Source organism: Natronomonas sp., from assembly GCF_046710025.1.
Classification (GTDB): Archaea; Halobacteriota; Halobacteria; order Halobacteriales; family Haloarculaceae; genus Natronomonas.
In genome coordinates this window covers 1-11439 of sequence record NZ_JBKEGK010000071.1, presented here as the reverse complement: position 1 = coordinate 11439, position 11439 = coordinate 1, and the positions used below count along the sequence as shown (strand labels likewise).

Here is an 11439-nt window from a genome sequence, read left to right as displayed (position 1 = left end):
GGGAGCCAACGGAAGAACGACCAGCCCGACGAGGATGACTCTGATCGACGCCCGCCGTTCTTCTCAATCCTCGGACGATCCACGGTTCGGAGCCGCCGGCATCACCTGTCGATCACGCCGGCTACTTGAGTTCGTCGACCAGTTCGCCGCCGAAGCCGGTGTAACCCGCGGGCGTCAGGGCGTGCAGTTCCTCGCGGACGGACTCGTCGACATCGAGTTCGTCGAAGAGGGCCCGAAAGTCAGACAGCGTCGCGCGTTGCCCGCGGGTGAGGTCCTTGATGCGCTCGTACGCGTCGGTATCGCCCTCCCGGCGGAGGATCGTCTGGACAGCCTCACCGATCACCTCCGGGTTGGCCTCGAGATCCTCGCGCATGACGGCCTCGTTCGGCGTCACCTTCTCGAGCCCGGCGGCCGCCTTTCGATAGCCGATGAGACAGTGCGAGAGCGCCGCGCCCACGTTGCGCTTGACCGTCGAGTCCGAGAGGTCTCGCTGCAGGCGAGACGTTGTGACGTAGTCGGCGAGGAAGGTGAGGTCGGCGTTAGCCTTCGTCAAGTTTCCCTCGCTGTTCTCGAAGTCGATCGGGTTCACCTTGTGAGGCATCGTCGATGAGCCGGTCTCGCTCGCCGCCGCCTCTTGGCCGAGATAGCGATCCGAGACGTAGAGCCACATATCGAGGTCGAGATCCCGCAACACGTTGTTGACGCCCCGGAGCGCGTCGAAGACCGCCGCGAGGTCGTCACACGGGTTGACCTGCGTCGAGAGTCCGGCGTGTTCGAGGTCGAGCGACTCGACGAAGGACTCGGAAAACGCCCGCCAGTCCACGTCGGGGTACGCGGCTCGGTGGGCGGCGTAGGTCCCCGAGGCACCGGCGAGTTTGCCCGAGAGGGCTGCTGTTTCGGCCTCAAGACGGCCGAGTGTACGCCCAAGGCGGGCCGCGTAGACGGCGAGTTCTTTGCCGTAGGTCGTCGGCGTCGCCGGCTGGCCGTGCGTGCGCGCCAACATCGGGCGGTCGCGGTGTTGCCTCGCGTCGTCGGCAAGATCGTCCCGGAGTTCCCGGATCGCGGGGACGAGTACGTCCGTGACGGCTGGCTTGAGTAGGAGTCGATGAGCGAGGTTATTAACGTCCTCGCTGGTCAGCCCGAAATGCACCCATGGCCCCTGTGCGTCCTCGTCCGGCAGGTGCAATCGGATAAAGTATTCCACGGCCTTGACATCGTGGTTCGTCGCCGCGTAGCCGCCGTACCCCTCCGTCTCGAGTCGCTTGACGACATCGGCGTCGTCGGCGTCGAACGATCTGTAGAGACCTCGGAGTTCCGATCGAGTCCCGGAATCGAGCGCCAGCGGGGTCGCATCGAGGTCGGCCAAAGCGAGCAGGTACTCGACTTCGACTTCGACGCGCGCCCGCATCAGCGCGGCCTCGCTGGCGTAGTCGGTGAGCGGTTCGGTGTAGCGTGCGTAGCGGCCATCGAGTGGCGAGACGGCGTACAGCGGCCCCCGTGTCATGTCCGTGGTTCCGGCGAGGCGCTGAAAAAGGATGTCGGTCGGTGCCGGGGGCAGCGTCAGGGGGCCTCGGCGCTCGTGTGGTCGGGCGTCCGCGCGATTCCGGTTCAGGCGGTTGTTTCGGTGTACAGACGGGTGTTTCGGTGACCGGGTGCGTTTTGTCTATCGGGGCCGTACCCCGCGTGTGTCGTTTACAGCCGTGCTCTTCGATCTCGATGGGACACTCTGTGAGCACGCCGATTCGGCGGCGGCCGTCTACCGTGGAACGTTCGAGATGGCCGGGATCGACCGTTTCGGCGAACCGGAAGAGCTGTGGACTGCCCTCGACGACCCGCCGGATCACGACGATCCGGTCGGCTACTTTGCGCGTGGGTTTGCTCGGGTGGCCGCCCGACACGGGCGGACGCCGATCGACGCGACGGCGCTCGCCGAGGGGTTCCTCGAAACGGTCGATTACTCGGATGTCGCGCCGAGGCCGGGCGCGGCGGCAGCAGTCGAGGCAGCGATGAGCGCCGGCACGGTTGGCGTCGTGACGAACGGTCCGGCCGCAAGACAGACAGGAAAACTCGAGTCGCTCCCGTTTGGCGACGCCTTCGAGACCGTCGTCTGCGCCGGCGACCGACAGCGTCTGAAGCCGAACCGCGAACCGTTCGACCGGGCGCTCGAAGCGCTCGGGGTCCGCGCGGAGGAGGCGCTCTACGTCGGTGACTCCCTCGAGTACGACGTGGCGGGCGCACAGAACGCCGGGTTGACGGCGGCGTGGTGCCCGACGAACGGAGAGTGTGACCCCGCCCCGTATCGCCCCAAGTACGTGTTCGAGTCGCTAGGTGATCTCCGAGAGGCGCTCGGGGATGGAAGCGACGATATGAACGGAGACGGCGATGGATGACAGGCTGGGTACGCGCGGCCATCGAGTCGGCGCATCCGGGGGAACCCATCGAATCGATCGACCGGCCAACAGAGGGAAACAGAAAGGAGACGGCAATCGTCACGCTCGCCGCCGGCGAGCGCCTCGTCGTCCAGCGAACGGGGGACCCGGCCGCGCTTCGGACCGAGACGCGACTCACCCGCGAAATCGCGGCCCGGACGACTGTGCCGGTCCCGACGGTGCTGGAGTACGGGCGGATCGACGGGAACGACAGTTGGGGAGACGGCGGAGCCTACCGCGTCGTCGAGGCGGCCGAGGGGACGAACCTCCACGAGCGGTTCACCGCGCTTTCGCCCGTGAGGAGGCGGCGAATCGCCGGACGGTTCGGGCGAGCACTCGGGCAGATACACGAGACGTTCGTTTTCGAGCGTTTCGGCCCGGTCGCGGTCGCCGACTGGACGGCCGGTAGCGACCGCGGGGAGTTGCGGGCCGACGGGCCGGATTCGTGGGCGCGGTGGTTCGACGCGTACGTTGGTGAATGTGTCGACGCCCTCCCGGAGCAGTTTGCTGACCTCACGCGGGCGACCGAGGCGGCGGCCGAGTGTGACCCGGACGCCGATCCGACGCCGCGGCTGTTCCCGTGGGATCTCCGACCCGGAAACGCGATGATCGACGACGGGAGACTCACGGCGTTTCTCGACTGGGGCGACCCCCTCGCTGCCGGGGCGGGACTCTCAGTCGCGAAGGCCGAACACCTCCTTGCGGAGTGGTACGTCGAGGACGGATCGGGCCTCAGGACGGCGTTTCGGGACGGGTACACCGACGTTCGGCCGCTGCCCGATGTTAGCCGGGCCGAGCGTATCGCCGCCGTCGTCGACTCGGCGGTCGATTCCACCGGAACCGTCACGCGGCCGGGGTATCCCGAGCGGACCGGCGCGGACGCCGTCGCGTTTCATCGTTACCGGTTGATATCACTCATATAAAGCCGAAGTTGATCGATACATGCATGTTCGTGGTCACTATCCGGTTTTTATCCGGGCTCAAATCTTTATATATGCATGTATTTGCACTAACCCGCGGCGGCAACCGCAACTACTTTGCGTTCGGCGGGGTCCGTTTTCGGCATGAAACTCGCCGGTATGGCCTCGAACCACGGCCGGAACCTGCTGCACATCGCCGACACCGCTCCGGGCGGCGCGGAGTTCGCCGTCGTACTCACGAACGAGGCGGACGCCCCGGTTCTTGCGGAGGCAACGGAGCGTGAAATCCCGACCGAGGTCGTCACACGCGCCGAGAACGAGTCCCGCGAGGAACACGAACGCCGGGTCCTCGAGCGGCTTGCGGGCTACGACGTCGACCTGGTCTGTCTCGATGGGTATATGCGGATCCTCACGGAGACGTTCATCGATGCGGCCCCGCGAACGCTCAACGTCCACCCGTCGCTTCTGCCCGCGTTCCCGGGGATGGACGCCCACGAGCAGGTGCTAGAGGCTGGCGTTTCCGTCACCGGCTGTACCGTCCATGTCGTCGATGAAACCGTCGACGGTGGCCCGATCGTCACTCAACAACCCGTCCCGGTACGCGATGGCGACGACGCCGCCGATCTCAAAGAGCGCGTTCTCTACGACGCTGAGTTTAACGCCTATCCCCGTGCGGTCGAGTGGTTCGCCGAGGACCGCGTCACCGTCGACGGCGACGAGGTATCCGTCGACGGCGACGACGGCGGTGCGTTTCCCGCCCGTCGGCTTGTCTGTGAGGACCGTGGACGCGAACTCCGATACGGCGAGAATCCGCATCAAGAGGCCGCGGTGTACCTCGATCGGGCCTGTGCGGAGGCGAACGTCGTGGGTGCGGAGCAACTGAACGAGGGCGCAAAGGCGCTGTCGTACAACAACTACAACGACGCCGACGGTGCGTTGAACCTGATAAAGGAGTTCGACGGCCCGGCGGCCGCGGTTATCAAGCACACGAACCCCGCGGGCTGTGCGACCGCCGACTCGCTGACAGCGGCCTACGAGGACGCGCTCGCGACGGACCCGATGAGCGCCTTCGGCGGTATCGTCGCGCTGAATCGCGAGTGCGACGCCGACACGGCGGCGGCGATCACCGGCTCGTTCAAGGAGGTCGTCGTCGCGCCCGACTACACCGATTCGGCCCGCAACACGCTCGCCGAGAAGGACAACCTCCGCGTGCTGGATGTGGGGGCCCTCGACGAGGTTTCGGAGCCGACGACAGAGAGCGATCTCGTCGGCGGGCGACTGGTCCAAGAGCGCGACCGCCAGTCGGTCGACCCGTCCGACCTCGAGACGGTCACCGACCGCGAGCCGACCGAGGCGCAACTCGAAACGATGTGTTTCGCCTGGCGGACGATCAAACACGTCAAATCCAACGCGATCCTCCTCGCCGATGGGACCGAGACGGTCGGCGTCGGGATGGGGCAGGTCTCCCGCGTCGACGCCGTCCGCCTGGCGGCCATGAAGGCCGACGAGCACGCCGAGGGGAAAGACGCCCAGGGGGCAGTGATGGCCTCCGACGCGTTCTTCCCGTTCCCGGACGGCATTGAGGTCGCCGCCGACGCCGGCATTGAGGCGGTCATCCAACCCGGCGGTTCGGTCAACGACGAGGACGTCATCGCGGCCGCGAACGAGCAAGACATCGCGATGACGTTCACGGGTCAGCGGGCGTTCCAGCACTGATCTCAGGATGGCCGAGGGACCCGACACGCCGTCGTTCGACGGGGATGGGGGCGACATGCAGCCGTCCGGCCGGGTTGAAGCCGATACAACGCCGACGAATGAGGCCGATACGCCGCCGTCCGGGAAGACTCACGGGCCGTCGCTCGCCGTTGCCTTTCTTCGACACGACGCGGAGATCCTGTTAACCAGGTATCGCGGGGCGATTTCGGCGTTCGATGGCCGGTGGGCGGGACTCGTCACAGCGGTCGACGAGAGCGCCGCTTTCCCCGAGAGCGCGACCGCGGTTCGCACCGGTGATCCGTTCGCGGTTCGCGCTGACGGGGCAGAACTCACGATCCAACCGACGCTCTTGGACTGTCCGTCACGAGACGTCGATCTTCCGGACGGCGCGACTGATTCCGAGTGGGTGCCGGCGACGGAGATTCACCGCCGAGAGACGATTCCGGGGCTGTGGCGGGCGTACGATCGGGTCCGCCCGATGCCGGCGACGCTGGAGGCCGACACCGAGCACGGCTCCGGCTACATCTCGATTCGGGCGATGGCTATCGTCCGAGACACTGCGGGAGCGCTCGGAGCCGAGGGTGTCGGGCCCGAAGCCGCGTGGGAGGCACTGACCGCCGTCGCCGAGGACATCCTCGCGGCGCGGCCGAGCATGGCGGCCCTGCGAACCCGCGTTGACCGGATCCTCTCGCGGGTGGCGGCAGACGACCGAACCGCGACGACAGCGGTCTCGGTCGCGATCGAGGAGATCGATACCGCTCTTGAGGCGGATCGACGGGCCGCGGAGACGGCGAAGCCACTCGTCGAGGGGGAGACAGTGCTCACCCTCTCGCGGTCCGGGACGGTGCTGCCCGTGTTGAAGAGCGCGCCGGATCGCGTGATCGTCGCCGAGTCCAACCCCGGTTGCGAGGGGATTGATGTCGCCGAGCGCGTCGCGGCGGCGGGCGTCAACGTCTCGGTCTGCGTCGACGCGGCCATCGCCCACGTCCTCACGGCGGAGTCCGTCGACGCCGTGGTGTTTGGCGCGGACACAGTGTTGGCCGACGGCACGGTTATAAACAAAGTCGGATCACGGGGAACCGCGCTCGCCGCTGACGAGGCGGCGATCCCTTTGTACGTCGTCACGGCGAGGGACAAGATCGCTCCCGCACGGACGCCGACGCTTGAGGAGGGACCGGCCGAGGCGGTCTACGACGGCGATCGAGCGATCGACGTTCACAACCCGACGTTCGACGTTACTCCGCCGGAATACGTCGCCGGCTTCCTCACCGAGGACGGCCGTCTCGACCCCCCGAACATCGCCGACGTGGCGGACGAGCACGCGGCGCTGGCTGAGTGGCGGACGGGGTCCTCAAACTCGGGGACATCGCCGGAGTGACCGACCGGGAGCGCACGGGGCCGCCCTGGATCGGACGGAGAGCCCAACGCTCAAACCCTCCGGCGGCGAACGACGGCGTATGAAGATAAGCGTCGTCGGGAGCGGCTACGTCGGGACGACTCTCTCGGCCTGTCTGGCCGACTTGCGACACGATGTGACGGCGATCGACGTCGACGAGGAGACGGTCGACCGTCTCAACGCCGGTGAGACGACGATTCACGAACCGGGGCTCGACCCGTTGGTGTCGGCGTACGCCGGGAGTCGCCTGCACGCAACGACGGACCACGGCGCCGCGGCCGAAACCGACATCACCTTTTTAGCGGTCGGTACGCCAGCGAAACCGGACGGCTCGATCGACGCATCGATCCTGCTCGCCGCGGCCGAGGACCTGGGCGAAGCCATCGCCGGCAAGGACGACTATCACCTCGTCGTCGTCAAATCGACCGTCCTGCCCGACGTGATTGAGGACGAACTCGTTCCGGCGATCGAATCGGCCTCGGGAGAGACCGAGGGCGAGGAGTTCGGCGTTGCGGTCAACCCCGAGTTCCAGCGCGAAGGCAGCGCAGTCCGGGACTTCATGGAACCCGACAAGATCGTGATCGGGACCGACGGCGACGACCGCGCCCTCGACCGACTCGCCGAACTCTACGAGCCGCTCATAACTGACTGGGATATCCCGGTCGTAGCGACGGGGCGTCGCGAGGCCGCGATGGTCAAGTACGCCAACAACACGTTCCTCGCGGCGAAGATTAGCTTGATAAACGACCTCGGGAACGTCTGCAAGGAGTTCGATGTCGACGCCTACGAGGTCGCCGACGCGATCGGTCTTGACTCCCGCATCAGCGGCGAGTTCCTGCGCTCGGGGGTCGGATGGGGGGGGTCGTGTCTCACCGGTGATCAACGACTACTGATAAAAGACGGTGTCGAGACACGCTTGCTCACGCTTCGAGAGTTCTTCGAGCAGTACGTGACGGACGGTGCGCTTGAGGACGTTTCCGTACTGAGTTACGATGACGGCGCGTGTACATTTAGATCGGTTCGAACCGCGACACGCCGCCCATACGAAGGTGACCTCTACACGATTCGAACGCGAATGAACAAGGAGGTTACTGTCACCGCGGATCACCCGATGCTCGCGGTCGAAGGCGATGACTGTGTCGTGCGAGAAGCCCGGAACCTCGGGTCGGACGCACGGCTCCCGGTATTGGGGAACATCCCGGAGACACCGGTAGAACAGTTCGATCTAATCGAGTTCACCGCACAAAAAAGCACGTTCGATAATGAGCGTATTTATCTACAGCCAACGTTCGAATTAGACCGTATCGACGAGGCGCTCCGTGAAACCCTGGCAGCGTACAATCAACGATTCAGTTACGACAAGATACGCGAGTTCGTTCGTAGTAACCACCTCCCTCTGTCCGTGTTTCTCGAGTTCGAAGATGAGTTACCGCTGGAGCGTTCGGATCTGGGTTTGTACACCACCGCGGGTGGAGGACAAACGTATATTCCAGCGGTTATTGAGGCCGATGAGCCGTTCTGGCGGTTCATCGGCTACTACCTCAGCGAAGGTTATATCCACGACAGCGGTTCCGAGCACGGCTCGACGACGCGAAGACGGGTGATTATGAGCTTCCATCCCACAGACGAGGAGGCGTACGTCGCGGACGTCGAATCGTACGTCGATCGCCTCGGTATCAGATCGCGGACTGAAACGCAGGAGACCGCAACCCGAATCGAGGTCTCCAGTCGAATTTTTGCGGCGTTCATCGAGCAGCTCGGATGTGGGACCGGCTCGTATTCGGCAGCCATCCCCAATATCGCATATCGGGAATCGGCGACGAACCGAAAGGCATTGGTTTCGGGGCTCTTTCGCGGCGATGGCCACATCGATTACACATCAGACTCGAACGCACTTGTCTACGACTACGGATCAGTCAGCGAGGAGCTGATACAGGGGATGCAGTTCCTGCTACACAGCGTCGGAATCGTCCCGAGTCAGAAAACCTCACAGTCGGCCAAGTCGACGCGGCCCGCACATTTGCTGCGAATCAGTTCGACGGATCAGGTCGCGTCGCTGAAGGAGTTGTTCGTTGAGGAGGATCGAAAACGCATCCAACAGCGGATCGACCAGTGCGTCACCGACGTCAGTCCCATGGGATACACCGATGGTGGGAGCCATACGACCGTTCCGGTAACCGATATCGAGATCAACCACGACGCTGTCGACGTGTATTCGCTCGAGGTCGAGGACACGCAAACGTTCGTGACTACCGACGGCATCGCCGTACACAACTGCTTCCCGAAGGACACCGCCGCGCTGGTCGCCGGAGCGGAGGCGGCCGGCTACGAGCCGACGATGGTCGAAGCGGCCATCGAACGCAACGATCGCCAGCCCGAGCGCCTCCTGGAACTGCTTGAGCAACACGTTGACGTCAGCGGCCACCGGGTCGCCGTGTTGGGCCTCGCGTTCAAGCCCGGCACCGACGACATCCGCGGGACCCGCGCGAAGCCGGTGATCGAGGGACTTCTCGACCGCGGCGCCGAGGTGGTAGCCTACGACCCACGCGCCGCCGACGCGATGGCCGAGGTGTTTCCCGAAATCGAGTACGCTGACTCGCCCGCGGTAGCGCTGAAGGGTGCCCACGCCGCCGCCGTGGTCACCGACTGGCCCGAGTTCGCCGATCTCGATGGGGAATTCGACGCGATGGCCGACCCCGTCGTCGTCGACGGCCGCCGGATCGTCGAGCGCCGCCGAGGGATCACCTACGAGGGATTGACGTGGTAACTGGCGGGCGGAACGACGGCCGCGGGACACCATGCTCAATTGGACCGAGCCGAATTTATAAACGCCGCCCGCACAGTCCCGTATGCGTCACTTCGTCGTTCGCTCGCACGACCTCGCCGCCGGGGCCGACATCAGCCTTGAGGACCTTCCGGGGGCGGGCCGACTCGATCTGCTCTCGCGGTGCGTCACGAGCGCGCTGTTGCGCTCTCACGACATTCGCGAGGATGTTCGCGTCTCGCTCATCGTCGACGGCTACATCATCGGCTTCGACGGGTTGGAACTCCGACGACTCAACCCCGACGAGCGCTCGACTGCGGCGCGAGTCCGGGACGCGCTCGCGGCCCGAGAGGGGGCGATCGGGTCGATGGCGGCCCACCCCTCCCCCGGCGTGTCGATCCGACAGGGGACCCTCGAATCACTCGTGAACGGCCTCAACGAGGAGACGACCCTCGTCCAACTCCACGGTGACGGACGGCCGGTGGTCGAGTGTGCGCCGCCCGAAACCCCGGTGTTCGTCCTCTCGGATCACCGTGAGTTCACCGACGCGGAGGCCGAGGTGCTCGAATCGGCGGCCGACGAGCGGGTGTCGCTCGGCCCCGAGGCGCTGCACGCCGACCAGGCGATCACCGTTGCGCACAACTATCTCGACACCGGTGGCTACACGAAGTATTGAAACGGGTCCCCGCAGGTGCCGATTTTCGGAAGGATTAAAAGACACAACGGCTTTTGTTCGAGTGCGGGCCGGTGGGGTAGCTTGGTATCCTTCGGCCTTCGGGTGGCCGTAACCGCGATTCGAATTCGCGCCGGCCCATTTCGTCCCCACCTTTTATTTCGCCCAAGAGCGGAGCTCCTGGACTCGCAAAAGCTGGATCAAAAGCGGCGGCTGTGGTGGATGGCTTTCGTCGGGTGGCCGTAACCGCGTCCTCGTGAGCGAAGCGAACGAGGGCTCGCAGAGCTTTGCTCCGCGGTGATTCGAATTCGCGCCGGCCTACTTCTCCCGCACTCTCACTCGGCGGGCGACCGGTCGACTTCGGGCGCCTCAGTTTGGCGGCTGTTCGTCGCAACCGAAACGGACGCGCCGGCCAATCACCTGTTCTCTGACAGCCGATCGCCCTCGGTATATAAGTGGCCCACGGCCAGCGAACAGCCACCCACGCACGCGGCCATCGCTGGCGGTGCGCTCGTCGTCTTCGCTGGCGCTGTCTTCGGATGGCCCCGGGGCTCTGGCGGCAGCATCATTGCGACGCACTCGGCGGATTGCTGGACTCGCGGCGGTGAGCTACTCAAAATCGTCATGCAACTACTGGTGTGGATCGCCCATCCGTATCGGCGTGAGGCGGAACGGCTACTTGTTTTCGAGAGCGTCAAGAACGCAGGCGGCGGCGATCACCGCCTCTTTCGGGACGCTGCTGGCGTCGTCGATACTGACTGTGTAGGTGTCCCGTAGCGAAAACTGGCCTTCGATGTCGCCGACGTGGTTGTCGTCAGCGTCGAATATCTCGTACTTGTTCGGGACGAGGTTCGCAACGGAGATGAGATGGCGGAGCGCCGAGAAGAGTTTGCTCTTCGACCGAATGGTCGCCAGCGGTGCTCCGGTCTCGGGATCCCGAATCGTCCAGTTCTCCACGAACAGCGAGAGGTCCTCGTCAAGCACGACGACTTCCTCGCCGGTGCCAGCGTCCCTGATGGCGTAGTTTCCCGCGATGTCCATGATGCCACCCGCCTTCACCGTGAACGCGTCCTCGTCGTCACCGGTCACGAACGGGAACTCCTCTTTCATTTTGAACAGTTTCTGCTTCCCGCGCAACACGGCATCACCAGCGCTGTCCCGAACGACGTACTTGTTTCGGATCGCTGGCTGCTTGACGACGTAGCGATCGTCGTGCAGATCAACCGTAGAGATATCGTACGTGTCGACCGCCGAGTCGGTAGTGGAGGGCTCGGGCATACACGGGAGATGGCTCACACTCGGGAAAAAGCCTTCTGCTCATCCCGATGGACGGACGGCCGCTGTGTCATCTGTCACGGCACAGTGTCCAACGATCCGAACGAGCAGCAGCCGGACGACATGATTCAAGAACAAGCCAAAAGGGTGCGAAGGCCCGATACGCACGGTTATGCCAGCTGTAAGCGCAGTTCAAACGGGGGCGGTTTCTCTCTCACCCGGTCGCAGCGATGAGATGATTCCGGGAGGTCCCGATGAGCGCCCAG

7 protein-coding genes, 1 tRNA gene and 2 pseudogenes are annotated in these 11439 nt (G+C 64.9%); 8 read left to right on the top strand and 2 right to left on the bottom strand.

Going from position 1 to position 11439, the window contains the following annotated elements; all coding sequences use genetic code 11:
• Positions 1 to 121 precede the first annotated feature (121 nt).
• Positions 122 to 1504: an adenylosuccinate lyase gene (gene purB, locus ACI944_RS06795; RefSeq protein WP_411718297.1), complete on the bottom strand. Its 1383-nt coding sequence runs from the start codon at positions 1502 to 1504 to the stop codon at positions 122 to 124.
• Between the two features lie 181 nt (positions 1505 to 1685).
• On the opposite strand from purB, the gene ACI944_RS06790 reads away from it, so the two are divergent.
• The 8 genes and pseudogenes from ACI944_RS06790 to ACI944_RS06755 all read left to right on the top strand — a co-directional run bounded on the left by ACI944_RS06790 (position 1686) and on the right by ACI944_RS06755 (position 10039).
• Complete coding sequence (locus ACI944_RS06790) at positions 1686 to 2390, top strand: HAD family hydrolase (protein WP_411718296.1); 705 nt, start codon at positions 1686 to 1688, stop codon at positions 2388 to 2390.
• A complete protein-coding gene (locus ACI944_RS06785; RefSeq protein WP_411718295.1) occupies positions 2387 to 3352 on the top strand; it encodes a phosphotransferase family protein in 966 nt (321 codons plus the stop codon). Before ACI944_RS06790 ends, ACI944_RS06785 begins: the two co-directional genes overlap by 4 nt.
• Before the next feature lie 141 nt (positions 3353 to 3493).
• A complete protein-coding gene (gene purN, locus ACI944_RS06780) occupies positions 3494 to 5065 on the top strand; it encodes a phosphoribosylglycinamide formyltransferase (RefSeq protein ID WP_411718294.1) in 1572 nt (523 codons plus the stop codon).
• A gap of 7 nt (positions 5066 to 5072) precedes the next feature.
• Positions 5073 to 6443, top strand: coding sequence for an initiation factor 2B (locus tag ACI944_RS06775; RefSeq protein WP_411718293.1), 1371 nt, complete (start codon positions 5073 to 5075; stop codon positions 6441 to 6443).
• 91 nt (positions 6444 to 6534) lie between these two features.
• Positions 6535 to 8730 (top strand): annotated as a pseudogene (locus tag ACI944_RS06770) (nucleotide sugar dehydrogenase); the annotation flags it as partial.
• A gap of 3 nt (positions 8731 to 8733) precedes the next feature.
• A pseudogene (locus ACI944_RS06765) lies at positions 8734 to 9228 on the top strand (UDP binding domain-containing protein); the annotation flags it as partial.
• Positions 9229 to 9310: 82 nt separating this feature from the next.
• Positions 9311 to 9901 (top strand): tRNA (pseudouridine(54)-N(1))-methyltransferase TrmY, encoded by a 591-nt coding sequence (gene trmY / locus ACI944_RS06760; protein WP_411718292.1) that lies wholly within the window; start codon positions 9311 to 9313, stop codon positions 9899 to 9901.
• 65 nt (positions 9902 to 9966) lie between these two features.
• Positions 9967 to 10039, top strand: a tRNA-Pro gene (locus ACI944_RS06755).
• 534 nt (positions 10040 to 10573) lie between these two features.
• Here the strand turns inward: ACI944_RS06755 and ACI944_RS06750 are convergent.
• Positions 10574 to 11176: a hypothetical protein gene (locus tag ACI944_RS06750; protein WP_411718291.1), complete on the bottom strand. Its 603-nt coding sequence runs from the start codon at positions 11174 to 11176 to the stop codon at positions 10574 to 10576.
• Positions 11177 to 11439 lie beyond the last annotated feature (263 nt).

Coding starts and splice junctions, on each gene's coding strand:
- purB (WP_411718297.1), bottom strand. CDS start 1,504: ATGACACGGGGGCCGCTGTACGCCGTCTCGCCACTCGATGGCCGCTAC.
- ACI944_RS06785 (WP_411718295.1), top strand. CDS start 2,387: ATGACAGGCTGGGTACGCGCGGCCATCGAGTCGGCGCATCCGGGGGAA.
- purN (WP_411718294.1), top strand. CDS start 3,494: ATGAAACTCGCCGGTATGGCCTCGAACCACGGCCGGAACCTGCTGCAC.
- ACI944_RS06775 (WP_411718293.1), top strand. CDS start 5,073: ATGGCCGAGGGACCCGACACGCCGTCGTTCGACGGGGATGGGGGCGAC.
- trmY (WP_411718292.1), top strand. CDS start 9,311: ATGCGTCACTTCGTCGTTCGCTCGCACGACCTCGCCGCCGGGGCCGAC.
- ACI944_RS06750 (WP_411718291.1), bottom strand. CDS start 11,176: ATGCCCGAGCCCTCCACTACCGACTCGGCGGTCGACACGTACGATATC.